Here is a 26,626-nt window from a genome sequence, read left to right as displayed (position 1 = left end):
ATATAGAATGGAAGTATTTGGTATCAAAAAGAGGTTTAAAAAATCAAAAATTATAGGATTACAGTTTCTAATTATAACCTTTGTATTTTTTAGCTGTTCGCCTAAAAGTGCATATCAAGATTACAAATCTGAAGTTTATCAAACATCACAAGCTGGTGACAACCTTAAATTAATATCAAATGATGAAACTAAAACAACTACCACAAAAATAAAGAAAGTCACTTTACAATTACTGCCAAATGAAGAGTTTCAAAAATATTACGGTTTTGGTGCTTCATTTACAGAATCTTCAGCGTGGAATTTAGCTACAATTCCTGTAGATGCACGTAAAAAAGTTTTAACTAAACTTTTTAGCCCAACAGAAGGAGCAGGATTTACTCTTACAAGAACTCACATTAACAGTAGCGATTATTCTAACACGCACTACACATATATTGAAGAAGGTGATGAAGATCTTTCAACTTTCACCATACATGAAGATTTAAAAGGTTTTTCTGGTGATGAAAACGAGCAAGTACGTGATATTAAATTGATAGATCCAAAATACGACCTTATTCCAATGATTTTAGAAGCATCTAGTATTCCTGGAGCAGATTTTAAAATTATCGCTTCACCTTGGAGTCCTCCATATTGGATGAAAAAAGGAGAAACTGCGAAAATGACTAACGGAACCTTAATGCCTAAATATTATGGACTTTGGGCTGAATATTTATCAAAATATATAACTGCTTATGCAGAACAAGGCATTAATATTTGGGGACTTACACCACAAAATGAACCTCTACACGCTCATAATGCACAATGGGACAGTAATGGATTTACGCCTGAGCAAGGTCGCGATTTTTTAAAAAATTATCTTGGTCCTCAACTTGTTAAAGATGGTCATCTTAATCTCGAGGATTTAGATTCAGGATTACGAGTACTGATTTATGACCACAATAAATCTACGATGAACAATTATGTAAATGCTACTTACAAAGATCCTGAAGCTTCTAAATACGCTTGGGGAACTGCTTTTCATTGGTATACAAATTCTGAACTTAAAGAAAACAATTGGTATGCTAAAGAATTAACTGAGTTACAAAAAAATTGGCCAAATAAAGGAATGATTCATTCTGAATCGAGTATAGATATTGATGCTAAAGACCCAATTGGTCAATATTGGAGAGAAAGTACAGATTACGCAGGTACTTTTGTACCTTTCGAAACGTATGCTTATGATATTATTACAGATTTAAATCACGGAACTCAAGGATATGTTGAGTGGTGTAGTATTCTAAGCCACAAAGGCCAACCAAACCCTTACAACAACTTTAATAGTGCACCAGTATTGATTAACCCAGTTACTGACGAAGTAATTTACACACCACTTTATTATTTATTAAGCCATTTTAGTAAGTTTATTCGCCCAAACGCACACAGAATTGGTTTAAGATCTGAAGAAACTAAGGGACTTATTTACACAGCTGCAAAAAACCCTGATGGTTCAATAGCTCTTGTTGTTTTTAACAAAAACGAAGAAGCTTATGAATTATCAATAGCATTAGAAACAAAGACTTTTACAACAAAAATTGCACCTAGAGCAGTTCAAACTATCCATTTACAGAGCAGGTAAGGAAGCATTACAAAAATTTAATAAACTAAACAATACAAGTCTAATTAAAACTATTAAAAAGATGAGTTCAAATTTCTTTGAATCTAACAGTTACTTTATTGACGAAAAAGTTAATTATTTTAAGTTTGAAAACGCTTACAAAGTATTTAATAATAAAGGAAACGAGATAGGTTCTGTAACCCAAAAACTCTCCTTAGGGCAAAAAGCACTTCGATTATTATTAAACAAGAATATGTTGCCTTTTCAACTAGCAATAAAAGATAAATCAGGAAATTTACAAACAACAATATCTAGAGGTTGGACTTTCTTTATGTCTACAATTCTTATTGATGATTCTAAAGGCAATAATATTGGTTCCATAAAGCAAAAATTTAAATTGTTTAAACCAACTTTTAAAATATATAATAAATCTAAGCAACTTGTAGCTGTAATTACTGGTGATTGGAAAGCTTGGAATTTTAAAATAAATGATGCTTCCAAAAAACAAATTGGAACCATCAATAAAAAATGGAATGGAGCTATGAAAGAGATCTTTACCTCAGCAGACAAATATAATGTAGATTTAATTCCTGGTTATACCAATGTCTCAAATAAAATGGCAATTCTATCTAGCGCAATAACGATTGATATGATTTTAAAAGAAAATAATAAATAGGGGTAAAAATGAATAAATACTTCCTTTAATAAAGGAAATGTACAATTAAAAACAGGTATTTTCACTCATTATTAATTGCACTTAATTTAATAAATTCGAACAAATATTATTTTCAATTTCATTAATAAAATAATTATGTTCGAAAGCAAAGAAATAGCAATAGCTATAAAAGATAGAATACAATTGCCTTTTCATTTTGATGTTCATAAAATGTTATCAGAAACAAAGGCTTTAGCTTTAGAACAATTTGAGTATTATAAAGTAATTCAATTAAGAGCTCCTGCTCATTTGGTAGATACTTCTTTGCCTTTTCCCCCTCCTGCAAATGATTATGCAGATGGTTCTTGGACAGATTGGTTAAATACTACTGCTCTTAATAAATCGCCCTATTTAAAAAGTATTATAGAAATTTTTCAAAAAAATACAAACGTAACTTTAGTTAGATTATTAAGACTTGCGCCTAATTCTATTGTAAAAGAACACACAGACCCAACTTTAGGTTTAGAGGTAGAAAAATCAGTAATACGTTTAACAATTCCTATTTTAAATAATGATAAAATGGTTTTTAACTTGAATAAAAGTCCTGTTCATATGAAACCTGGTGAATGTTGGTATTTAAAACTAACAGATCCTCATGAAGTAATTAATAACGGAAATGAAGAACGCATTAATTTAACAATTGATATGACTCCAAATGATTGGTTAAGAGATCTCATAAAAAAATCCCAATAATTTCTTATTGGGATTTTTTATTTTAATTTCTAAAATTATTTTGAGTTATAATTGATTTTAGTCGTCCTTTTAAATCTTGACCTGCATCGTAAATCATTTGTTCGTTTGTTGGAAAAGGAACTACTCGCAATCTAATTAAATCTAAATAGGAAGATTCTAAAGCTCTTTTATCTCCTCTGTGATTTGCATACATATGCTGAAAAGAAAACTCACTTGCAATAGGATACGTTTCTATTGTTTGCCTTCTATTTAAATCGACATACTTTACTTGCCCTGTTACTTTTGCTGATTTAAATTGTGTAAATTGATATAATTCACAACGTACTTTAACAAGCTTATCTACTTTAATTTTATTACCATCTTTATCTAAAACGTAATTATTGTTTTTATCTAAAAGATACTTAAAACCATCCTTAACCTCTTTTTCTTTGATAATTTCCTTTTCTCTAACCTGTTCTGGAGAGACTTGAATTTTTCTTAAGTTTAATTCTAAACCAAAATCATATCTAATACTTGGGTCTTTTGCGCCATGATAAACTGTCCAAAAATCATTTAATCCATACGTGTCAAAATTTAATAAATCTTGTTCTAACCTTTTTGGAATCACTTTTTGTGTTTGATTTTTCATAGAAACAATTACAAAGTCTAATCCTCTTTCATGTGCAACATTCATTAAATTACGAACATCTTTAAAGTTAGAATTTATCTTTTCGATATACTCTAAATCTTCATAAGCATTTCTATAATCTAATTTATTATTAGCATTAAAAAGCGTTTTTGCTTTTCTATATAAATAATCTGACAATTGATTTTTAGCAGCTATAATTTCATCATTATAATTATCAAATTCAAAACGAACATCCTTACCTTTATTTAAAATTGATAATGGTAACAATGGTTTTATCCTTTCTTGCCTATTTTTTAAATTTTGATATAAAACAAAAATGGTTTCTAGGTTCTCAGGATTTTGATCCTTTTTTAAATAAGAAATTCTGTCTAAATCTTTTAAAGTTGCTTTAGAGAAAGCTTCCTCTAACATTAAAACATAAGGCTGATTTCCTTTTTTGGTTTTATTCCTTTTTAAGTTTTCAAGAGCAATATCAATCGCTCTATCATAATTTCCGTTACTAATAGCTTCTTGAGTGTTTTTTACTGAACTACAAGAAATAAAAAATAAAAGAGATAAAATAACTAGTAATTGTTTCTTCATGATAATTCGTTTCGTTTCGTTATTTCAATAGATGTGCCAAAAGTATCATTTTTTAAAATTTAAACGAGAATAAGCTTACTAACTTTTACTTGTAAGTTAAAATACTAATGAAATTAAAAAAAATGGGGTTTTCCCTCTTGACTTTTTACTTCAAAAAAACTAACTTCGCTAACTACTAATATAAGTCATTAAAACGGACATCATATCAGTGTTGACGTTAGCGAAAACAAAAACACCAATGATTTCTCTTTGGTGTTTTTTATTAAACTTCTACCAAACTCTTAACTTAATTACTTTTCTGTAAGCGCTTTTAATTGGTCTTTAATATTATTTGGTGTACTCATTATTTTCATAAATTGTCCCATTGTTAATTCTGGCCAATGCAATGCTAATCTATATTTCCCATGAAGCATTGTAGCTTTTTTTCCTTCTAAAATTATTTCATAAGGCATTGCTGCAATATGGTCTTCGCCTATTTTCGGTAAAAATGCTGCTTCACCATCAATACCGTGCAAACCAATACCAAATACGGCAATTTCTTTATCCTTAAAAATCAATTCATACACTTTTACCGTTTTCCCTTTATGGTTTTTTAAGTTACTTTGTATGGTTTTTACACCTTCATCAAAAGAAGAAAACTCCATTAATTTAACAGGATCCGTAAAATATGGCATTCCTATCATATAATGATATTTACGCAATTTCTTTGCTGTTTCAGAACCTCCAAACTCAGTAAAATCTGAACCAACATTCTTTAAAGCTTCTTTTAAGTCTAATGATATTTTATCTAATGTTGATTTGTAAATTGTTGCTTTCTCTTTTAAATACGCATTAAATATATATTCTGGATTTAGGTAAGAAACAATAACATTTGTCCCTTTTTTTAGCAACCCAATTTTAATGACTGATGCCAACGCTCCACGATCTTTTGCATTTAAACAAGTATTTATTAAATCTTTACGCGTAAAAGCAAGAACCTTAAAATTATTTTTATTTTCAGGTTTATAAGATCCTAGAAAGGTAAACTCTTTTTCATTTAAACCTTTTTTTATCTCGGTTGTTAATTCATCTAAAGATTTAGGACTTTCACCAACTTTAATATAGGATGAAATTTCTTGAGCCGTTATACTTAATGTAAAGAATGATAAAAGGAGTAAACCAGTAATTTTAATTTTTGAAAACATAATTTATTGTTTTTATATTTTTAAAGATATAGAATTCTATATTTTTAAAACATGACAAAACTCATGTAAAATCTATAAATCAACAACATTACAAAACAAAAAAAGGCAACATCATTAATTTAGTTATCAATAGATTAGAAAATATTTGATAGATTTAATACTCGTAATCATGTCTGTGAAAAATTACAAAAAATTATAAAAAAAGTCCCAATGATTTCTCATTGGGACTTGTATATTTTATAAAGTATAAAACAATTATACGTTAAATCTAAAGTGCATTACATCACCATCTTTAACGATATATTCTTTACCTTCTACTCTCATTTTACCAGCTTCTTTAACTTTAGCTTCAGAACCATAAGTAACGTAATCTTCGTAAGCAATTGTTTCTGCTCTAATAAAACCTTTTTCGAAATCTGTATGAATTACTCCTGCAGCTTGTGGCGCAGTAGATCCAATAGGAATTGTCCAAGCTCTAACTTCTTTTACACCTGCTGTAAAATAAGTCTGTAAGTTTAATAATTTATATGCAGAACGAACCAATCTAGAAACACCAGCTTCTTCTAAGCCAATATCTGCTAAAAACATTTGTCTTTCTTCATAATCGTCTAATTCTGTAATATCTGCTTCTGTACCAACTGCTAAAACAATTACCTCAGCATTTTCATCTTTAACAGCTTCTCTAATTTTTTCTACATAATCGTTTCCAGAAACTGCAGAATTTTCATCAACATTACAAACGTATAATACTGGTTTTAATGTGATAAATTGCAATACTTGCACAAATTCCATTTCTTTTTCAGAAAAGTCTAATGTTCTTACAGAAACTCCTTTCAATAAAGTTTCTTCTATTCTTAATAAAACAACTAATTCTGCTTGAGCTTCTTTATTACCAGTTTTTGCAGTTCTTTTTACACGTTCTAAACGTTTTTGAACTGTTTCTAAATCTTTTAATTGAAGTTCAATATCAATTGTTTCTTTATCTCTAACAGGATCTATAGATTCATCAACATGAATAATATTATCGTTATCAAAACAACGTACAACATGTAAAAGGGCATCTGTTTCTCTAATATTTGCTAAAAACTGATTTCCTAAACCTTCACCTTTACTTGCTCCTTTTACAAGACCAGCAATATCAACTATTTCTACAGTAGCAGTTTGAACTCTTTCTGGAACCACCAATTCTTCTAACTTCTTTAAACGTGTATCTGGCACATTTACAACTCCTAAATTTGGTTCTATCGTACAAAAAGGAAAGTTTGCACTTTGTGCTTTTGCATTTGATAAACAGTTAAATAAAGTTGATTTTCCTACGTTTGGTAATCCTACAATTCCGGCTTTCATGTAAATAAATTTTGCGACTGCAAATATAGAGGAACTTTAATAAAAATTGAATTAAATCAATAAAGAAAGCTTAGAATCATCATTTTTATTTATTTTTAGAAAATTATTTAAAACTCTATATTATTAAACATGGAAAAACTAACGGATAAATTTATTTGGAAATCACTAAAAGAAGGCGACTTAAATGCCTTTTCTGTGCTTTTTGAAAGTTATTATCCGCAGTTACATAGTTATGGTTTAAAAATATCTAATAACGTTGCTCTTACTGAAGATACTTTACAGGATTTCTTTATTTACATCTACGAACACAGAGAAAATTTAAGCGATTTAGAAACCATTGCTCCTTACCTATTTACATCTTACAAAAGGTTCTTATTAAGAGTGATGAAAAAAAATCAGAAATTGAAACATACAGACTTTTCTACTGAAACCTTTGTAGACATTCAATTTACTGCAGAAGAATTAATGACAAATCAAGAAACTGAAAGATTTAAAAATAAAAATATTTCTAATTTATTAAATAAATTACCAAAAAGACAAAAAGAAGCGATCTACTTAAAGTATTATAGTGGACTAAAAGCCAAAGAGATATCAGAAATAATGGGTATTAATTATCAAAGTGTCGTTAACACACTTCACAAGGCTATAAAGAGTTTAAAAGAAGAAATATCTATTATAAAATTATTTAATTAATTTTTAGATAAAAATAAGGGTATAAAAAAAGGAAAACATCCTTATTTAAATACATTGACACATTATTATAATGATTAAGAAAGAATATAATACCATAAACGATTTTTTAGAAGATGCTTCTTTTAAGAATTGGGCACTCCAACAAAATGGTACAGACATCAGTTTTTGGGATTATTGGATTGCAAATAATCCAGATAGAGAAGAATTGGTAAACAAAGCAAAAGACCTTGTTTTAGGCATTTCTTTTGATAAAAATTTTGTTAGCAAAGCGAAAGTTTCTTGCGAATGGGAAAAATTAGAAGCTAAAATTAATGCTAAAAAAGCAACTCCAAAAAGAAAAGTAAGATATTTAAAACCTTTAAGCATTGCAGCTTCTATACTTTTATTAGTTTCTGTTGGTTTTTATTTTATCAATGGTTCTTCTAAGGTTACTCACAAAACCAATTATGGTGAAATTTTAAATATAAAGCTACAAGATGGTAGTGATGTTACGTTAAACTCAAACTCTAGTTTATCTTATTATAAAAACGAAAGCAGAAAAGTTTGGTTAACAGGTGAAGCTTTTTTTCAGGTTGATAAAAAAGTAGTTACAAATGCAAAGTTTTGGGTTTTAACAGACGATTTATCTGTAGAAGTATATGGTACTTCATTTAATGTAAGCACAAAAAAGAAGAAAACAGATGTATTTTTAGAAGAAGGAAATATCTGGTTAAAATTAAATAATGGTACTGATAAAAAAATGATTCCTGGTAATTACATTTCTTATTCAGCTGAAAAAAATAAAATATTAGAAGACATAAATATTTTTAATCCTACTACAAAAACATCTTGGAAAGATGGTTCCTTATTGTTTGAAAACTTATCTTTGGAAAAGGCAATGGAAAAAATAGAAGAATCTTATGGTTATTCTATTGTTTTTAAAGATGATAAAAGTAAAAATACTTTAATAACAGGAGCTGTTCCTATTACTAATATTGATATCTGTTTAAAAGCCATTGAAAAATCTGTTGACGTAATTATTACCAAAAAAGGTAATAGTTTAATTATCAGAAAAAAGTAGGTATAACTTTAAATCAATAAATGGTTAAAAAATTAGTATTCATAAAACTTATATTACTTGTTTTTGTGATTTTCACTAACCAAATAACTATTGCTCAAGAACATCAAAAAAATACAATTCCTTTAGCCAATCTACTAGATAAAATTAGTAATAAGCATAAAATATTCTTTACATACAATGCTAATTTACTCTCTAATAAATACATCCAAGAGGAAGGCTTTATAAACTTATCTTTAAATGAATCTATTTCTTTATTAGAAAAACTCACTCCTTTTCATTTTGATGATTTAGGCAATAACTATTATGTTATTTATCCTAAAAAAAGCATTTATAAGAAGAAGTCTTTTTCACGAGAAAATAAAATTTTACCCAATACTATTGATAGTACTTTTAAAGAAAACAAAACAATAGTAAGAGGAATCGTTTTAAGTTCTGACAATGAACCTCTTAGTGGAGCGACTTTACAAGATGAAGAATCTTTATTAGGAACTACTACAAAAAGAGATGGTACTTTTGAATTTGAAATTAAAGACGAAAACAACATCACCATTAGTTTTATAGGTCATAATTCTAAAACTCTTAAACTTACACCAAACATATTTCACACAATTGTTTTATTATCTGGTCAAGAGTTAGAAGAAGTACAAATTGTAGGTTCAAGAAATAAAAACAGAGTTGCAAACGACACGCCTGTTGCCATTGATGTTATCGATATTGAAAAAACTTCAACCAAAAGTAGTCAGGTAGAAATAAATCAATTTTTACAATATGCAATACCTTCATTTAATGCTACAAAACAATCTGGAGCAGATGGTGCAGATCATATAGACCCTGCAACTATTAGAGGTTTAGGACCAGATCAAACACTTGTTTTAATTAATGGAAAAAGAAGACATCAAGCCTCTTTAATAAATTTATACGGAACAAGAGGAAGAGGAAATTCTGGTACAGATTTAAATGCAATTCCTATTTCAGCAATAAAAAGAATAGAATTATTAAGAGATGGAGCTTCTGCTCAATATGGTTCTGATGCAATTGCAGGTGTTTTAAATATTGTTTTGAAGGATACTGATGATGAACTAAATGTAAGTTCAACTTTAGGTTTTTATAATGGAGACAATAGCAATATTATGCCTAATAAAATTGATGGTTTCACTTATAAATTAGGTTTAAATTATGGAACAAAAATAAATAAAGGAGGTTTTATAAATTTTTCTGCAGAAGCATTATCAGCCGATAATACAATTAGGCCTGGAACTATTGCAAGAGAAAATTTTGGACAAGCTGCCGTTAAAAATGTGAGTCTATTTATAAATTCTGAAATTCCTATTTATAGAAACACTAAATTATATGTAAACGGAGGTTTTAACTATAAGAATACAGAAGCTTATGCTTTTACCAGAAAACCGAATAGCGAAAGAAATGTTCTTGGCATTTATCCGAGTGGATTTAATCCTTTAATTACCTCAAATATTTTTGACAATTCATTATCAATTGGAATGGTTACAATTTTTAAAGAATGGAATGTTGATGTTAACAATACTTTTGGTAGAAATAATTTTCATTATTTTATTAAAAACACTGTAAACGCTACATTAGAAAAGAACTCTCCTACTGAGTTTGATGCTGGTGGTCACGAATTAATACAAAATACCACAAGTATTGATTTTTCTAAATATTTTAAAACAAAATCTTCAGGATTTAATATTGCTTTAGGATTAGAATATCGATTAGATAAATATAAAATTTTTGCAGGTGAAGAAGCTTCTTATGCTGCTTATGATATTCATGAAAATGTAATAAATTCTCAAACTCCTTTAACTGATTATAAAAGCTATAATGGTGTTATTAGACCTGGGGGTTCTCAAGGTTTTCCTGGTTATTCTCCAGAAAATGAAGTAGACAGAAATAGATCTAATTTTAGTATTTATGTTGATACAGAAATAGATTTTTCTAAAAACCTCATGCTAGGTAGTGCTTTACGTTATGAATATTATAGTGATTTTGGAAGTACATTAAATTATAAATTAGCATCAAGACTTAAATTGAGTAAAAAAGTTAATCTTCGAAGTTCATTTAGTACTGGTTTTAGAGCTCCTTCTTTGGCTCAAAATTATTACAACTTAACTTTCACTAATTTTATTGGTAATACCCCAACAGAATCATTATTGGTTGCTAATAACAGTTCTATAGCTAGAAGATTTAATATTGATAAGTTAAAAGAAGAAATAGCTAAAAATTTTAGTTTTGGTTTTACATCAAAAATTGGTAATAACTTTAGAGCTTCCATAGACACTTACCTTGTTTCTATTAAAGATAGAATTATTTTAAGTGGAAACTTTGATGCATCAACTTTAGGTTTTGGCGTAGAAAACGTACAGTTTTTTGCCAACGGTGTAAATACGAAAACAACTGGTGTTGATTTGGTTTTAAACTGGCAAAAAAACATTGGTAAAAGCAAATTTTCTTTTGATTTTTCTGGAAACATTAACCACATGAGCATCACAGAGATTAAAAATAAAATGCTCGATAAAGAAACTTTTTTCGGAAGAAGAGAACAACAATTTCTATTAGCTTCAGCACCAAAAAGCAAATTTAACCTTGGTTTAAATTACGAATACAAAAGGCTTAAAACATCATTAAATTTTACGAGATTTAGTGAAATCAAATTAATTGATTGGCAAATAGCCCAAAACGTATCTAATTTCAATAACTCTGAAGCTGAAAGATTAAAATCTGCAACAGATATTTACGAACCTAAAATAACAACCGACTTACATTTTAGTTATCAATTAAATACTACAATCAATCTACAATTAGGTGCTAATAACTTGTTTAACATCTACCCAACCGAACAAAATAGCTTTACTGATAGTGGTGGCTTATGGGACGCTACACAAATGGGAACAAATGGGTCATTTTACTACACAAAATTAAATATTAAGCTCTAAATATTAGGGAAATATTTACTTTTTATCAATTTCTTTAAAAAAAATCAAATTTTAAGGAGTATACTTTTTCTTTTTCTGTCTTATGTAATAAATGAGTTCTTCTTTTGATAAGAAAGCAAGAACTAATTAACCACTATTTATTAACTAATAATTTATTTATGAAACAAAAGTATTTATTAAAATTATTTACAATTGCTTTTATGTTTATGATTCCGTTAGGATTCATGGCACAAACAATAAAAGGAAAAGTAACGGATTCATCTGGCGAAGGATTGCCATTTATGAATATTGTAGAAAAAGGAACATCTAATGGAACAACGACAAATGATAATGGTGACTTTTCCATTACTGTTAAAAGTTTACCAACTACATTCGTAGTGTCTTCTATGGGGTTTGAAACTAAAACAATACCCGTAACAAAAAAATCTTACTTAACAATTATTGTTAATGAAGATAATGCTTTAGATGAAGTTGTAGTTACAGGTAACAGAACAAAACCTAGAACTATTTTAGATTCTCCAGTGCCAATTGACAATATTGATGTTGCAGAATTAACAAAAAGTGGAAAGCCTACTTTAGATAGAATGTTAACTTTTAAAGTTCCTTCTTTTAATTCTCAGAATCAAGCAATTGCAGATGCAACTGCTCATTATGATCCAGCAGATTTACGTGGTTTAGGGCCAAGTAGAACGTTGGTTTTAATAAATGGTAAACGTAAAAACCAAAGTGCACAAGTTTATTTAAATAGAACTCCAGGTAAAGGTGAAGTTGGTGTAGATTTAAAAAGTATACCTACTGCTGCTATAGCAAGAGTTGAAGTTTTAAGAGACGGAGCTTCTGCAATTTATGGATCTGATGCAATTGCAGGTGTATTAAACATTATCTTAAAAAAAGACGTAGACTACTCTACTTTTACTTCAAAAGCAGGAATTACATCTGAACATGATGGTTTTAATTTCTCTACAGATTTTAATACTGGTTTTAACTTTGGTGATGGTGGTTTTGTAAACCTTACTTTAGGATATTACAAACAAGCTACAACTAACAGAGCTGGTAATGTTTCTGATGTAGGAGACACTCCTAGAGATATTGCTTGGTTAGCTGCTAACCCTACTGCTGGTATGACTGTTGGTCAACCAGAAATGGAGAAAAAAGATGTTTTTGTAAATATGGAACATCCAGTTGGTGAAGAATCTACTTTATATTCTTTTCATGGTTTAACAACTAGAAATGGTCAAAGTTTTGCTTATTATAGAGCTCCATATTGGAGAAACGATGTTGCAGATGCAAACTTTATAACAAGAGATTCTGAAGATTTTATTGGATATCAACCAACTTTTGAAACTACAATTAATGATCATATTAATGCTTTAGGAATAAGATTTCCATTAGCAGAAGGATGGAATGCTGATGCAAGTGTTACTTATGGTTCTAATGATGTTGATGTTACAGTTAATAACTCTGTAAATAGAGATTACTTAGCAGATCATGGAACTTCACCAAGATCTTTTAATCCTGGAGGATACAGATTTACAAACGTTGTTTATAACTTAGATATTAATACTCAGTTATCTGATGAAGTTGGTTTAGCTTTTGGATCTGAATTTAAACAAGAAACTTTTAAAGCAATTGAAGGAAATCCTTTATCTTATTACGGAGCAGGTTCTGATTCTTTTGCTGGTATTAAGCCTGATGAAGCTGGAAAATGGTCTAGAAACAACTTTGCACTTTATTCTCAATTAGAATATGATCTATCTGATGATTTATTATTAGGTGTTGCTGGTAGATATGAAGACTTTACAGATGCTGGTTCTAATTTTTCTTGGAAAGCAAACGGACGTTATAAATTAGGTTCTAAAGGAGCAATAAGAGGTTCTTATAGTACAGGTTTTAGAGCACCAACTTTACACCAATCACATATTACATTAAGTCAGTACATTATTGTTGCTGGATCTTCAGAGCCTTTATTACAAGGAACTTTAGCAAATGATAATTCTGCTGTACAAGCTTTAGGAGTTCCTACTTTAACTCATGAAATTTCTAAAAATATTTCTGCTGGTTTAACGTATAAATTTTCTAGAAACTTTTCAGGATCTATAGATTTTTATCAAATTAAAGTTGATGATAGAGTATTATTCTCTTCTCAAATTGGTTCTGATAGTGATGATACAACAACAAATCCTGTAGAACAAATTTTAGAAGACAATGGTGTTGTAGCTGTACAAGTGTTTATTAATGCTGGTGACACAAAAACAACAGGAACTGATGTAATTCTTAACTATAGAAACATTGAAGTAGGTGATAGCGGAAGATTACATGCTAGTTTTGCTGCCAACTTTAATACAACAACAATTGATGCTATTAATACTCCTAAAACTATTTCTGATGCAGGATATAACATCTTTGATAGACAAGAACAGGGTTTAATTACAAACTCTAGACCAAAATCTAAAATGATTTTAGGTTTAAACTATGTATCTGATAAGTGGGATGTTTCTTTTAACAACACTCGTTTTGGTGAAGTTATTATTACTGCTCCAGAATCTGGAGGTACAGATCAAACTCTTGCTTCTAAAATATCTACAGATTTAGGTTTTGGTTATATGTTAACAGACAAAATTACTTTTAACGCTAACTTAAATAACATTTTTGATGTGTATCCAGATGAAACTTTAACTTCTACAAACACTTCTCAAGCAGGTTCTAGATTTAAATATTCATCAGAAGTACAACAATTAGGTCAATTAGGTACTAACTTTAGTATTGGAGTAAACGTTCAATTCTAATAAATAGACAAAGTCCCCTGAATAATATTGAAAAATAAAACCCCCAAATCTTAAGACTTGGGGGTTTTAATAAAAAAAGGTGTCTCGTCCTGAAATAGTGATACAGCTAACACTATTTATTTATGGAACAACAAGGTAATAATTTTAAAGCTTCTATAGGTACTTACCTTGTTTCTATTAAAATCAAATCATTTTAAGTAGAAATTTTGATGCATCGACACTAAATTTAGGTTTTGGAGTAGAAAACGTAACCGTTTTTTTCGAATGGTATAAATACGAAAACGACTAGTGTTTGTTTGATTTTAACTTGGCAAAAACGTTGGTCTAAATTACGAATACAAAAGACTTAAAACATCATTAAACTTCACCAGATTTAGTGAAATTAAATTAATCGATTGGCAAATAAGTCAAGACATCTCTAATTTTAATAATTCAAAAATTGAGAGATTAAAAGCATATACAGATAATTATCAACCTTAAATAACAACCGACTTACATTTTAGTTAACAATTAAATACTACCAGAAATCTACAATTATGTGCTATTAAATTGTTTAACATCTATCCCTCTGAATAAAATAGTTTTACTGATAATATTAGATTAATAAATACTAAATAAATTGAAACAAATAGATCATTTTATTACATAAAATTAAATATTAAGCTCTAAATATTAGGGAAATAATTACTTTTTATCAATTTCTTTGAAAAAAATAAAATTTTAAAGAGTATGCTTTTTCTTTTTCTGTCTTATGTAATAAATGAGTTCTTCTTTTCTTAATAAAGTAAGAACTAATTAACCACTATTTATTAACTAATAATTTATTTATGAGACAAAAGTATTTATTAAAATTTTGTACAATTGCTTTTATGTTTATGCTTCCATTAGGATTCATGGCGCAAACAATAAAAGGTAAAGTAACGGATTCATCTGGTGAAGGATTGCCATATATGAATGTTGTGGAAAAAGGAACTTCTAATGGAGCTACTACAGATGATAATGGTGAGTTTAACATTAATGTTAAGAGTTTGCCAACAACTTTAGTTATTTCTTCTATGGGTTTTAAAACAAAAAACATAAAAGTAATTCAGCCTTCTTATTTAACTATTGTTGTTAATGAAGATAATGCTTTAGATGAAGTTGTTGTTACTGGTTCTAGAACTGCACCTAGAAGTAATGTAGATAGTCCATTACCAATTGATGTTGTTGGCATTAAAGAGTTAATGTCTACAGGTCAAAATACTTTTGATAAGGCGTTACAATTTAGAATACCTTCATTTAATACAGTACAAACTCCAGTAAATGATGCAACCTCTTTATTAGACCCGTATGAAATTAGAAATATGGGACCAAGTAGAACATTAGTGTTAATTAATGGAAAACGTAAAAACGTTAGTGCATTATTATATACGCAAGATTCCCCAGGACGTGGTGAAACAGGAACTGACATTTCTGCAATACCTGTAGATGCTATTAAAAGTATACAAGTATTAAGAGACGGAGCATCTGCACAATATGGTTCTGATGCCATTGCAGGTGTAATAAACATTATTTTAAAAGACGATGTAAATAGAGGTTCTGCAACTTTAAGAACAGGTGTTACTTCTGAAGGAGATGGAGAGATGTTTGGAATTAGTATTAATAACGGATCTTCTATTGGTGACGATAAAGGATTTATTAACTATACTGTTGACTTTTCTAAAGTAGGATTAGCGAACAGACCAGGAACAGTAAGTGCTAAAGGAGAAGCATTTGGTGGTACAGGTTTTGGAGCACCTTTAGCAGATGTTGAAGAGTTCTTGTCTCGTAAACCAGATGCAGGAAACGTTAACGGTTCTCCTGAGACTGTAGCAACTAAATTTTTAATCAACGGTGGTTATGACTTATCTGAAGAATCTAGACTATATTTTAATGCAGCATATGTATTTAAAAAAGTAAATTCTTATGCTAATTACAGAACTCCTTATTGGAAAATTGCAACTGGAGATTTAGCTTATTTACAAGATTTATTTCCTTCTGATCAGGCAGGTGGATTTGATGGGTATGTACCAACTTTTGAAGGTGTATTAAATGATTATAATGCTACATTAGGTATTACAAGAAAGGTAAATGATTGGAATGTTGATGCAAGTATTACTCTTGGAGGTAACGAACAAACATATAAAGTAAATAATTCTCATAATGCAAGTGTAGGTTACCAAGAACTTAGTCCAACAAGTTTTGATCCAGGAGGAACCTCTTTTAACCATTTAGTAGGGAATTTAGATGTATCTAGACTTCTTTCTGACAAAGTTAGTATTGGTATGGGAGCAGAGTTTAGAAATGAAAATTTCGAAATAATTGCTGGAAAAGCATCTTCTTATGAAGGTGGTGGTTCAGATTCATTTTCAGGAAATGACCCAGTAAATTCAGGAATCTTTAATAGATATAACTTAGGAGGATATTTTAGTTTAGATTATGATGTATCTGACGACTTTTTATTAAGTGGTACTGTACGTGGTGAAAATTACTCTGATTTTGGAAATACATTTGTATACAAATTTAGTTCTCGTTACAAATTATCTAATAAATTAACAATGAGAGGTTCAGTTTCTTCTGGATTTAGAGCACCAAGTTTACACCAAATTTATACTGAAAAATCTCAATATTCTTTTGCTGATGGTGGAGGAATTGATGTTGTTGGTTTAGTAAATAATGTATCTCCTAAAGCAAGAGAATTAGGAATACCAGCACTTAAACCTGAAAAATCTACAAACTTAACATTTGGTTTTGGTGGTAAATTATCAAATAACATAAACTTCACAATTGATTATTATAAAATTGATGTTGAAGACAGAGTAATTTATACAAATCAAATTGGTAAAAATCAATTTTTTATTAATGGATTTGATACTACTACATCTGGTATTGATTTTGTCTCTGGTATTTCAAATATTGAGATTGGAGAAGGTAAACTAGCTTTAAACCTTTCAGGAAACTATACTATTGAAAACAAAAGAACAGAAGATGTGCCTACAATTGATGTTAAAGAGGATGATGGTTCTACAACTGCATATCCTGTTCTTGACAGATCTAATTTAGCTTTAATGTTTACTTCTAGACCAAAAACAAAATGGATCTTAGGAGCAAACTATGATATCAATAAATGGGGTCTTTCTTTAAACAATACGTACTTCGGTAAAACAACATTTAGACAAAAGTTTATGAGTGATGGTTTAAGAACTGAGTTTACACCTAAAATTGTAACAGATTTAGCAATAAATTATCAGGCTACTGATAAATTATCGATTGCATTAAATGTAAATAATTTATTAAATGTATTACCAGAATGGGCGTTTAAAGCAGACAATGCAGCAGGACAAGCAATCATTGATGATACAAGTGTAATTTCAATTGCAAATGGTGGTTCTGGATTAACTCAACTTGAAAATGAATCGAATGCGATTACATTTAATGGTCGTTATTCTCAAATGACTTATGATGGTTCTCACTTTAGTCAATTAGGTACTATGTTTAACTTATCAATAAATTACCAATTTTAAACTTAAATAATTATTTTGAATTGATTATTTGAAAACGAAACCCCCAAAGCATTAAGCTTTGGGGGTTTTAATTTTTTAAAAAATTACATTTTAAATAAATGGCATAAAAAATCCTGAACAATTGTTCAGGATTTTTTTATTTATAAAAGTCTATACTTTTATTTACTCGTTATGCATAAAGCTTTGTTTAGCTAACAATTCTTCTTCTGTTTCTACAACATCGTCATCTGGCACACAACAATCTACTGGACATACTGCAGCACATTGTGGCTCATCATGAAAACCTTTACACTCTGTACACTTATCCGGAACGATGTAATAAATTTCATCAGAAACTGGTTCTTGATCTTCATCAGCATTTACAGACTTACCATTTGGCAATACTGCATTTCCTTTTAAATCTGTTCCATCTGAATATTTCCAATCATCTGCTCCTTCATAAATTGCAGTGTTAGGACATTCTGGTTCACATGCCCCACAATTTATACATTCATCTGTTATTATAATTGCCATAATTTTCTGTTCTGTTTTTGTACCTTTGCGATTGCAAAAATAAAGCCAAAATCATAGACAACCAAAATAAATGAATAGTATTCAAAACAGAATTACTGCATTCGCAAAATTAGGGGACTTTTTAAGTCAGTTTTCTGTCGATAATATAAAAAAAATCGATAGTATTGAACATAATGAAATCTTTTTCGATGGTTTTTTACATCAAATGAAAATTGCTCAAGAAAAGAACTCTTGGTTTACGAAAGAGAACATCTTATTTTCATTAAACAGCTTAAGTAAAGCACTAACAGAAAGTAACTTAAACACATTTACTAAAGACCATAATTTAAATATAGATTCACCAAAAAAGGTAGCCATTATTATGGCAGGAAACATTCCTTTAGTTGGGTTTCATGATTTTCTATCAGTCTTAATCTCTGGTCACTCAGTGTTGGTTAAGCAATCTTCTAATGATAAACACCTTTTACCCTTTTTAGCAAAGTATTTAGAGTATGTTGAAGTAAGTTTTAAGGGAAAAATCACTTTTACGGAAGAAAAACTGACAGATTTTGATGCTGTAATCGCTACTGGAAGCGATAATACTGCGCGTTATTTTGAATTTTATTTTAAAAATAAACCAAATATTATTAGAAAAAGTAGAAATTCTGTGGCAGTTATCACTGGAAAAGAAACTGAAGAAGATTTTATACAATTATCTGATGATGTTTTTCAGTATTTTGGATTAGGTTGTAGAAATGTTTCAAAATTATATGTACCAAAAGATTATAATTTTGATGCCTTTTTTACAGGAATGTATGCTAAAAAAGACATGATTAATAATGCGAAATACGCTAATAATTATGACTATAATAAAGCTGTATACTTAATGAGTTTATTCGATTTATTAGAAAATGGTTTTCTAATGATTAAGGAAGATAAAAGCTACTCCTCTCCTATTGCAACTATTTTTTATGAGTATTATGAGAATGAAACAGATTTAAAAATAAAATTAAATCAAGATAAAGAAAAAATACAATGTATTGTTGCCAAAGATTTTATAGAAGATGAAATTGCTTTTGGACAAACACAACATCCGAAGTTAACAGATTATGCAGATGGAGTGAATACTTTAGATTTTTTATCAAAAATATAATCCTCTTAGAGGAATTTTAATAGTAAAAAACCAAGGTCAGCATATTTACTGACTTAATTAATAAAAGAAATTTAACCTAAGTTTATTCACGTGAAAAAACATAATTTTAGTGCAGGTCCTTGTATTTTACCACAAGAAGTTTTACAAAAAGCATCAGAAGCTATTCTAAATTTTAATGATGATAATTTATCATTAATAGAAATTTCTCATAGAAGTAAATCGTTTGTTGATGTAATTGAAAAAGCACGTTCTTTAGCTTTAGAGTTATTAGGCTTAGAGAATAAAGGTTACAAAGCATTGTTTTTACAAGGTGGTGCAAGTTTAGAGTTTTTAATGGTTGCTTATAATTTATTGAATAAAAAAGCAGCGTATTTAAATACAGGAACTTGGTCTGATAAAGCAATTAAAGAAGCCAAAGCATTTGGTGAAGTTGTAGAAGTTGGTTCTTCTAAAGATAAAGGATATAATTACATTCCTAAAGGATATTCAATTCCTGAAGATGCAGATTATTTTCACTGTACAAGTAATAATACTGTTGCAGGAACTCAAATGAAAGCCTTTCCAGAAACAAATATTCCTTTGGTTTGTGATATGAGTTCAGATATTTTTTCTCGTCAATTAGACTTTGAAAAATTCGACTTAATTTATGCTGGTGCTCAAAAAAATATGGGTCCTGCAGGAGCAACTTTAGTGATCATAAAAGAATATATTTTAGGAAAAGTAGAAAGACACATTCCTTCTATGTTAAATTATCAAATTCATATTGATAAAGACAGTATGTTTAACACACCTTCTGTATTTGCAGTGTATGTTTCTATGCTTACTTTACAATGGTTAAAAGATTTAGGTGGAGTTAAATTTATTGAAGAAGTAAACAATAAAAAAGCCGCTCTTTTATATAATGAAATAGACAGAAATCCTTTATTTAAAGGAGTTGTAGCCAAAGAAGATAGAAGTAACATGAATGCTACTTTTGTTTTAACTGATGAAAGTTTGACAGAAACTTTTAACAACATGTGGGAAGCAGCAGGAATTAATGGAATAAACGGACATAGAAGTGTTGGTGGTTATAGAGCAAGTATGTATAATGCATTGCCTTTATATAGCGTACAGGCTTTGGTGGATGTAATGCAAGAATTAGAAAGAAAGTAATAAAGTAAAAATAGTAGCAAAGGCTCAAAGTTGCAAAGTTACAACAGCTTTACCTTGAACCTTTGAACCTAAAAAATATAAAGTTTGATTGAGAACAATTACACAATTCAACTTTTAAACAATTACACAAGAAATTAGAATGAAAATATTAGCAAACGACGGAATATCACAAAGCGGAATTGATGCTTTAGAAAAAAAAGGGTTTGAAGTAATTACAGTAAAAGTTGCTCAAAACCAATTAGAAAATTACATCAACGAAAACAATATTGATGCAATCTTAGTAGGAAATTCTACGCAAGTAAGACAAGAATTAATTGAAGCTTGCCCAAGTTTAAAACTAATTGGATGTGGTGGTATTGATTTAGATAATATTGATGTTGATTACGCAGAAGACAATGGTTTACACGTAATTAATACACCTAATGCATCTTCTGGTTCTGTTGCCGAATTAGTTTTTTCTCACCTTTTTGGAATGGTAAGATTCTTGCATTCATCTAACAGAGAAATGCCTTTAGAAGGAGATTCTCGTTTTAATGATTTGAAAAAAGCATATTCTCAAGGAATAGAATTAAGAGGAAAAACAATTGGTATTATTGGTTTTGGTAAAGTCGGACAAGAAGTTGCTAAAATTGCCATAGGATTAGGAATGAATGTTTTGGCAAATGATGATAAAGTTACAAGTGCACCTATAACTTTAGAGTTTTTTAACGGACAGAAATCTACTTTTACAATCGATACAATTGATAAAGAAGAATTATTAAAAGAATCAGATTTTATTTCTTTACATATACCAGAACAAGACGATTACATTATCACCAAAAAAGAATTTGAAAAAATGAAAGATGGTGTTGGAATCATAAATACTGCAAGAGGTGGTATTTTACATGAAGTAGATTTAGTAATGGCAATAGAAACTGGTAAAGTACAGTTTGCAGGTTTAGATGTTTTTGAAACAGAACCTTCACCAGCTGTTCAATTATTAATGAATCCAGAAATTTCTTTAACACCACATATTGGTGGAGGAACAAAAGAAGCTCAAGATAGAATTAGCTTAGAATTAGCACAACAAATCATCGCATTATTGAGCTAATTTATGGCAATTGTAAAACCTTTTAAAGCAGTAAGATCCAATAGAGATAAAGTCGCTTTAGTCTCATCTAAATCGTATGAAATTTATACGCCAGAAATGCTAAATTCAAAATTAGCATTTAACCCTTATACATTTTTACATGTTATAAATCCTGGATATAAATATCATAAACAAGATATTTCTGGAGAATTACGCTTTAAATTGGTGCACAATCGTTATTTAGAATTTAAAGAGGATGAAATTTTCACTCAAGATGAATCTCCTGCTTTTTACATTTATCAAAAAACAACAGCTACAAATGTTTTCTGCGGAATAATTTCAGCAACTTCTGTTGATGATTACAATAATAACGTAATTAAAAAACACGAAGGAACTCTTAAGGAAAGAGAGCTGTTATTTGAAAATTATTTAAAAAACACAGGTTTTAATGCAGAACCTGTGCTACTTACGTATCCTGATAATGATGTTATTGCAACTGTAATAAAGAAATACAAACAACAAAGAGCAGAATACGAATTTTCTACAACTGATAAAGACTCTCATTTACTTTGGGTGGTAGATGATGAAGAGGATATTCATAAAATTGTAGCAGCTTTTAAAGAAATAGACACCTTATATATTGCTGATGGTCATCATAGATCAACATCATCTTGTTTATTGGCTAATAATTTAGCAAAAGAGAATCCAAATCATACTGGTGAAGAAGATTACAACTTTTTTATGAGTTATTTATTACCAGAAAGCGAGTTAAGTGTTTACGAATTTAATAGATTTATAAAAGATTTAAACGGTTTAACGCCAAATGAATTTTTAATTGAATTAGACACCTTTTTCAGAATTGAAAATCGTGGACAAGAATTATACAAGCCAAAAGAGAAGCATCATTTTTGCATGTATTTAAATAATGAGTTTTACACTTTATCATTACGTAAATCGGCGATTGATTTTACGGATGCATTAAGTAAATTAGATTCTCAAATTCTTTACACTACAGTTTTAAAGCCAATTTTAGGCATTAAAGATCTTAGAAATGCTTCTAAAATTGTCTATTCTCAAAATAAATCTGATAGTTTAGAATTAAAAACAAAAGTAGATACTGGAGCGTTTAAAGTTTCTTTTGGAATGTTGCCAACAACAATTAATGAATTAAAAGAAATTGTAAATGCTGGTTTATTAATGCCTCCAAAAACCACCTATATAGAACCAAAACTAAGAAGCGCATTAACGATATATGAATTCTGATATGATTAAAGAAAACTTACTTCAAATTAAGAACAAATTACCAGAAAATGTAACATTAGTCGCAGTTTCTAAAACCAAACCTATTACAGACTTACAAGAAGCTTATGATGCTGGTCAACGAATTTTTGGCGAGAATAAGATTCAGGAAATGGTTGATAAACATGCCATTTTACCTAAAGATATTCAATGGCACATGATTGGTCATTTACAGAGTAATAAGGTAAAATACATGGCACCTTTTGTTAATTTAATTCATGGAGTTGATAAATTTAAAACCCTGAAAGAAATTAATAAACAAGCAAAAAAAAACGATAGAGTTATTGATTGCTTATTACAAGTAAAAATAGCCAAAGAAGAAACAAAGTTTGGTTTTTCGTTTGATGAAATTGAAAGTATTTTAGTATCTGAAGAACTCGCAAATTTAGAGCATATAAAAATTGTTGGTTTTATGGGAATGGCTACATTTACAGAAGATCAACAACAATTACAAGAAGAGTTTTTATCGCTTAAAACCTTTTTTGAGAAACAAAAAAAAATAACAGATACTTTAAACTGTAAACTGCAAACGCTGTCTATGGGAATGAGTGGAGATTATCCACTAGCAATTGCAAATGGAAGTACGATGATAAGAGTTGGTAGCTCTATATTTGGTAATAGAAATTATAATTAGTAAATTTAGCTTAAAGAAAAATAATTTGTACGTAATCTTAGATATTGAAACAACTGGAGGGAAATTTAATGAAGAAGGAGTAACAGAAATTGCCATCTATAGATATGATGGACACACTATTGTAGATCAATTCATTAGTCTAGTAAACCCGGAAAAACCAATTCAAGAATTTGTTGTAAAACTGACAGGAATTAACAACAAAATGCTTAAAAATGCACCTAAATTCTATGAGGTTGCAAAGCGAATTATAGAAATTACTTCAGATTGTATTTTAGTAGCCCACAATACTGCTTTCGACTATAGAATTTTACGCACAGAATTTGACCGATTGGGTTATGAATTTAACAGTAACACTTTATGTACTGTAGAATTAAGTCAGAAATTAATATTAGATCAACCATCTTATAGTTTAGGAAAACTTACAAAATCTTTAGGAATTCCTATGACTGATAGACATAGAGCTTCTGGAGATGCTTTAGCAACTGTTCAGTTATTTAAACTATTACTTGAAAAAGACACAGGTAAATCGATTATACAAAGTTCTATAAAATACTTTGACCAAAGGAATCAAAAACAAAAACTAAAAAGTTTAATAGACGAAATACCAACGGTTCAGGGTGTATTTTATGTTCATGATACTAATGGTAAAGTTATTTATTTAGGAAGAGGAAAAAATATTAAATCAGAAGTAAACAAACTCTTTTTAAAAATAACAAAAAGGGCCGTTAAAATTCAAGAAAGAGCAGAAACTATTTCTTTTGATGAAACAGGAAATGAACTTTTTACACAATTAAAATACGCTATAGAATTAGAAGTTTTATCACCAAAATTCAATTTTAATAAGAAACATACAACAATCGCTCAAAATTTTAACAATGAAGACTTTATTATCATTGAAAAAGGAAGAGAAGTTGAAGAAAATGCAATTATTTTAATTGAACAGAATGAAATCTTTGGTTTTGGATATACAAATTTAAATTTTCAAGAAAATCAATTAGATATTTTAAAAGCCGTTTTAACACCGGTTGAGAATAAAATACAAGCTAAAAATATTATAAAGAATTACATCAATAAAAATAAAGTTCAGAAAATTATTAGATTGTAAATGAAAAAAATTGCCTTAATACTCCTACTTTTTTCTAGTATTCTAATTGCACAAGAAAAGAAATCTTCTAAAATGGGACAAACTACTTTAGAAGAATTAAAAATGACAATTTACGATAAAGATTCTACGGCAACTGCTGTTGTTTTATATGAACATGCAAATCGATTTCCTGATAGAAATAATGATGAAATACCCAGAACAGATTATTATTACAGAATTAAAATTTTAGATAAATCTGCTTTTGATTTAGCTGATATTTCTATTAACTTATATAAAAAACAAAGAGTAAAAAATATTAGTGCAATTACATATAACTTAACAGACATTGGCACCTCAAATAAAACACATCTATTAGATAAAGATATATTTACACTAAAAGAAGGTGAAAATTGGATAGAAAAAAAGTTTACTCTTCCCAATATAAAAGTAGGATCAGTTATAGAATATAAATACAGTATTATATCACCATATTTAAGTATTAAAGATTGGAATTTTCAATCTGAAATTCCAAAAATAAAAAGTGAATTAGATATTTCAATTTTAGGAAACTACACATATAATAACAAAATTTCTGGTTATTTAAAACTAGATAAAGATGCCCCATCCATTCATAAAAATTGTGTTTATATAGATGGTATTGGAGATGGAGACTGTGCTGTTTTCTCTTATGGGATGAGTAATATTCCTGCATTTAAAGAGGAAGATTACATGTTAAGTAAAAAAAATTATATCTCTAAAATTACTTTCGATATAAAATCAATTACAAGTTATAGAGGTGTTATAGATAATTTAACAACTACCTGGGAACAAGCAGATAAAAGTTTAAAAAAGCAATTTTTCAACAATCAAACTTCTAAAAAAAGTTTTTTTAAAAAGAATATTCCTGAAGAAATTCTAACCACAGAAAACATTTTAGAAAGAACTAAAAAAATATATCAATTTATTAAAAATCATTATATATGGAATGATAAATATTGGACGAATGAAGATGCGAAAGTAAAACAAGCATTTCAAGAAAAAATAGGCGATGTTGGCGAAATAAATATTTCATTATACAATAGTTTAAAAGCAGCAAATCTTGATGCAGATTTAGTTGTTTTATCAACAAGGAATAATGGGATACCTACAAAGCTATTTCCTGTTATTTATGATTACAATTATGTTATTGTAAAAACAGTTATTGATAAGCAAACTTATTTTTTAGATGCAACAGATAAATTTCTACCTTTTGGTCAACTTCCTGTTAGAACTTTAAATGGAGAAGCAAGAATTATTAATTATAAAAAAAAGAGTTCTTGGATAAAACTAAAACCAAAATATAGCTCTTCAGTTAGCACATCTGTTAAACTAGATTTAAATGAAGATAGTATATTTAACGGTGATTTAATGATTAGAAAAACTGGTTATTCTGCATCTAAACAGAGAAAAGTTATTTCTTTAAAAAGCGAAGAAGGCTATTTAGAAGATTTTGAAACTAAAAACCAAGACATAAAAGTTGAAGACTATAAGGTTAAAGCATTAAATTCTCTTGATAAACCTATACAAGAATTTTTTAAAGTAAGGTTTGAAACAAGTGAAAACTTAGGTTCTAAAATAAGAATCAACCCTTTTCTTTTTGATCAAATTAAAGAAAATCCTTTCAAACTAAAAGAAAGAAATTATCCTGTAGATTTTGCGTACACTAGAAGAAGTAATTATTATATAAGCTTAACCATTCCTGAGAATTTTAAAATTGTAAAATTACCAGAAAACAAAGCAATTTCATTACCAAATAAAGGAGGTCGCTTTGTGCTTAGTACTGTAAAGGAAGGAAACTTAATTAGACTTTCTGTTAGGCTAAACATATTAAAAACGCACTATTCTGTAGAAGAATATTATGCTTTAAAAGAGTTTTATAAGCAAATTATTATTTCGGAAAGTGGATATATAATCTTAGAAAAAAAATAG

19 protein-coding genes are annotated in these 26,626 nt (G+C 28.9%); 15 read left to right on the top strand and 4 right to left on the bottom strand.

The window, feature by feature from the left end; genetic code table 11:
- The first annotated feature begins 7 nt into the window (after positions 1–7).
- The 3 genes from BTO07_RS01325 to BTO07_RS01315 all read left to right on the top strand — a co-directional run bounded on the left by BTO07_RS01325 (position 8) and on the right by BTO07_RS01315 (position 3,002).
- On the top strand, positions 8–1,615 hold the full coding sequence (locus tag BTO07_RS01325; protein WP_198342496.1) for a glycoside hydrolase family 30 protein: 1,608 nt from the start codon (positions 8–10) through the stop codon (positions 1,613–1,615).
- A gap of 61 nt (positions 1,616–1,676) precedes the next feature.
- Complete coding sequence (locus BTO07_RS01320) at positions 1,677–2,270, top strand: LURP-one-related/scramblase family protein (protein WP_087519506.1); 594 nt, start codon at positions 1,677–1,679, stop codon at positions 2,268–2,270.
- 135 nt (positions 2,271–2,405) lie between these two features.
- Complete coding sequence (locus tag BTO07_RS01315; RefSeq protein WP_087519505.1) at positions 2,406–3,002, top strand: aspartyl/asparaginyl beta-hydroxylase domain-containing protein; 597 nt, start codon at positions 2,406–2,408, stop codon at positions 3,000–3,002.
- 22 nt (positions 3,003–3,024) lie between these two features.
- Here BTO07_RS01315 and BTO07_RS01310 read toward each other — a convergent pair whose 3' ends face one another.
- The 3 genes from BTO07_RS01310 to ychF all read right to left on the bottom strand — a co-directional run bounded on the left by BTO07_RS01310 (position 3,025) and on the right by ychF (position 6,743).
- Complete coding sequence (locus BTO07_RS01310; RefSeq protein ID WP_087519504.1) at positions 3,025–4,212, bottom strand: hypothetical protein; 1,188 nt, start codon at positions 4,210–4,212, stop codon at positions 3,025–3,027.
- A 290-nt stretch (positions 4,213–4,502) separates the two neighbouring features.
- Positions 4,503–5,396: a hypothetical protein gene (locus tag BTO07_RS01305; RefSeq protein ID WP_232457067.1), complete on the bottom strand. Its 894-nt coding sequence runs from the start codon at positions 5,394–5,396 to the stop codon at positions 4,503–4,505.
- A 255-nt stretch (positions 5,397–5,651) separates the two neighbouring features.
- The gene (gene ychF / locus BTO07_RS01300; RefSeq protein ID WP_087519503.1) at positions 5,652–6,743 is read right to left on the bottom strand and encodes a redox-regulated ATPase YchF; all 1,092 of its coding nucleotides are present in this window, start codon (positions 6,741–6,743) and stop codon (positions 5,652–5,654) included.
- A gap of 129 nt (positions 6,744–6,872) precedes the next feature.
- Here ychF and BTO07_RS01295 point away from each other — a divergent pair, with 129 nt between their 5' ends.
- The 5 genes from BTO07_RS01295 to BTO07_RS01275 all read left to right on the top strand — a co-directional run bounded on the left by BTO07_RS01295 (position 6,873) and on the right by BTO07_RS01275 (position 17,775).
- Positions 6,873–7,436 (top strand): RNA polymerase sigma factor, encoded by a 564-nt coding sequence (locus BTO07_RS01295; protein ID WP_087519502.1) that lies wholly within the window; start codon positions 6,873–6,875, stop codon positions 7,434–7,436.
- Positions 7,437–7,506: 70 nt separating this feature from the next.
- Positions 7,507–8,496, top strand: coding sequence for a FecR family protein (locus BTO07_RS01290; protein ID WP_087519501.1), 990 nt, complete (start codon positions 7,507–7,509; stop codon positions 8,494–8,496).
- Between the two features lie 20 nt (positions 8,497–8,516).
- Positions 8,517–11,447 carry a TonB-dependent receptor gene (locus BTO07_RS01285; protein WP_087519500.1) on the top strand — a complete coding sequence of 977 codons (2,931 nt, stop codon included), beginning with the start codon at positions 8,517–8,519 and terminating at the stop codon, positions 11,445–11,447.
- Positions 11,448–11,605: 158 nt separating this feature from the next.
- Positions 11,606–14,233, top strand: a complete 2,628-nt coding sequence (locus tag BTO07_RS01280; protein WP_087519499.1) for a TonB-dependent receptor — start codon at positions 11,606–11,608, stop codon at positions 14,231–14,233.
- An 827-nt stretch (positions 14,234–15,060) separates the two neighbouring features.
- Positions 15,061–17,775: a TonB-dependent receptor gene (locus BTO07_RS01275; protein WP_087519498.1), complete on the top strand. Its 2,715-nt coding sequence runs from the start codon at positions 15,061–15,063 to the stop codon at positions 17,773–17,775.
- 162 nt (positions 17,776–17,937) lie between these two features.
- Here BTO07_RS01275 and BTO07_RS01270 read toward each other — a convergent pair whose 3' ends face one another.
- Positions 17,938–18,288 carry a 4Fe-4S dicluster domain-containing protein gene (locus BTO07_RS01270; RefSeq protein ID WP_087519497.1) on the bottom strand — a complete coding sequence of 117 codons (351 nt, stop codon included), beginning with the start codon at positions 18,286–18,288 and terminating at the stop codon, positions 17,938–17,940.
- Positions 18,289–18,358: 70 nt separating this feature from the next.
- Between BTO07_RS01270 and BTO07_RS01265 the strand changes: the two genes are divergently transcribed.
- From BTO07_RS01265 to BTO07_RS01235, 7 genes are all read left to right on the top strand, one after another.
- Positions 18,359–19,420 carry an acyl-CoA reductase gene (locus BTO07_RS01265; RefSeq protein ID WP_087519496.1) on the top strand — a complete coding sequence of 354 codons (1,062 nt, stop codon included), beginning with the start codon at positions 18,359–18,361 and terminating at the stop codon, positions 19,418–19,420.
- A gap of 90 nt (positions 19,421–19,510) precedes the next feature.
- Positions 19,511–20,572 carry a 3-phosphoserine/phosphohydroxythreonine transaminase gene (gene serC / locus BTO07_RS01260; protein WP_087519495.1) on the top strand — a complete coding sequence of 354 codons (1,062 nt, stop codon included), beginning with the start codon at positions 19,511–19,513 and terminating at the stop codon, positions 20,570–20,572.
- Positions 20,573–20,711: 139 nt separating this feature from the next.
- The gene (locus BTO07_RS01255; protein ID WP_087519494.1) at positions 20,712–21,662 is read left to right on the top strand and encodes a D-2-hydroxyacid dehydrogenase; all 951 of its coding nucleotides are present in this window, start codon (positions 20,712–20,714) and stop codon (positions 21,660–21,662) included.
- A 3-nt stretch (positions 21,663–21,665) separates the two neighbouring features.
- Positions 21,666–22,904 carry a DUF1015 domain-containing protein gene (locus BTO07_RS01250; RefSeq protein ID WP_087519493.1) on the top strand — a complete coding sequence of 413 codons (1,239 nt, stop codon included), beginning with the start codon at positions 21,666–21,668 and terminating at the stop codon, positions 22,902–22,904.
- 1 nt (position 22,905) lies between these two features.
- The gene (locus BTO07_RS01245; RefSeq protein WP_087522518.1) at positions 22,906–23,574 is read left to right on the top strand and encodes a YggS family pyridoxal phosphate-dependent enzyme; all 669 of its coding nucleotides are present in this window, start codon (positions 22,906–22,908) and stop codon (positions 23,572–23,574) included.
- 25 nt (positions 23,575–23,599) lie between these two features.
- Positions 23,600–24,679, top strand: a complete 1,080-nt coding sequence (locus BTO07_RS01240) for an exonuclease domain-containing protein (protein ID WP_087522519.1) — start codon at positions 23,600–23,602, stop codon at positions 24,677–24,679.
- Positions 24,680–26,626 carry a DUF3857 domain-containing protein gene (locus BTO07_RS01235; RefSeq protein WP_087519492.1) on the top strand — a complete coding sequence of 649 codons (1,947 nt, stop codon included), beginning with the start codon at positions 24,680–24,682 and terminating at the stop codon, positions 26,624–26,626.

The organism is Polaribacter sp. SA4-12 (assembly GCF_002163675.1).
In the GTDB taxonomy this organism is placed as follows: Bacteria; Bacteroidota; Bacteroidia; order Flavobacteriales; family Flavobacteriaceae; genus Polaribacter.
This window is presented reverse-complemented; position numbering and strand designations above follow the sequence as displayed.

What these genes read in the sequence shown, in the direction of transcription:
- BTO07_RS01290 (WP_087519501.1), top strand. Translation starts at nt 7,507, where the DNA reads ATGATTAAGAAAGAATATAATACCATAAACGATTTTTTAGAAGATGCT.
- BTO07_RS01270 (WP_087519497.1), bottom strand. Translation starts at nt 18,288, where the DNA reads ATGGCAATTATAATAACAGATGAATGTATAAATTGTGGGGCATGTGAA.
- BTO07_RS01265 (WP_087519496.1), top strand. Translation starts at nt 18,359, where the DNA reads ATGAATAGTATTCAAAACAGAATTACTGCATTCGCAAAATTAGGGGAC.
- BTO07_RS01295 (WP_087519502.1), top strand. Translation starts at nt 6,873, where the DNA reads ATGGAAAAACTAACGGATAAATTTATTTGGAAATCACTAAAAGAAGGC.
- BTO07_RS01325 (WP_198342496.1), top strand. Translation starts at nt 8, where the DNA reads ATGGAAGTATTTGGTATCAAAAAGAGGTTTAAAAAATCAAAAATTATA.
- BTO07_RS01310 (WP_087519504.1), bottom strand. Translation starts at nt 4,212, where the DNA reads ATGAAGAAACAATTACTAGTTATTTTATCTCTTTTATTTTTTATTTCT.
- BTO07_RS01245 (WP_087522518.1), top strand. Translation starts at nt 22,906, where the DNA reads ATGATTAAAGAAAACTTACTTCAAATTAAGAACAAATTACCAGAAAAT.
- BTO07_RS01320 (WP_087519506.1), top strand. Translation starts at nt 1,677, where the DNA reads ATGAGTTCAAATTTCTTTGAATCTAACAGTTACTTTATTGACGAAAAA.
- BTO07_RS01255 (WP_087519494.1), top strand. Translation starts at nt 20,712, where the DNA reads ATGAAAATATTAGCAAACGACGGAATATCACAAAGCGGAATTGATGCT.
- BTO07_RS01250 (WP_087519493.1), top strand. Translation starts at nt 21,666, where the DNA reads ATGGCAATTGTAAAACCTTTTAAAGCAGTAAGATCCAATAGAGATAAA.
- BTO07_RS01275 (WP_087519498.1), top strand. Translation starts at nt 15,061, where the DNA reads ATGAGACAAAAGTATTTATTAAAATTTTGTACAATTGCTTTTATGTTT.
- BTO07_RS01235 (WP_087519492.1), top strand. Translation starts at nt 24,680, where the DNA reads ATGAAAAAAATTGCCTTAATACTCCTACTTTTTTCTAGTATTCTAATT.
- BTO07_RS01280 (WP_087519499.1), top strand. Translation starts at nt 11,606, where the DNA reads ATGAAACAAAAGTATTTATTAAAATTATTTACAATTGCTTTTATGTTT.
- BTO07_RS01305 (WP_232457067.1), bottom strand. Translation starts at nt 5,396, where the DNA reads ATGTTTTCAAAAATTAAAATTACTGGTTTACTCCTTTTATCATTCTTT.
- ychF (WP_087519503.1), bottom strand. Translation starts at nt 6,743, where the DNA reads ATGAAAGCCGGAATTGTAGGATTACCAAACGTAGGAAAATCAACTTTA.
- BTO07_RS01285 (WP_087519500.1), top strand. Translation starts at nt 8,517, where the DNA reads ATGGTTAAAAAATTAGTATTCATAAAACTTATATTACTTGTTTTTGTG.
- BTO07_RS01315 (WP_087519505.1), top strand. Translation starts at nt 2,406, where the DNA reads ATGTTCGAAAGCAAAGAAATAGCAATAGCTATAAAAGATAGAATACAA.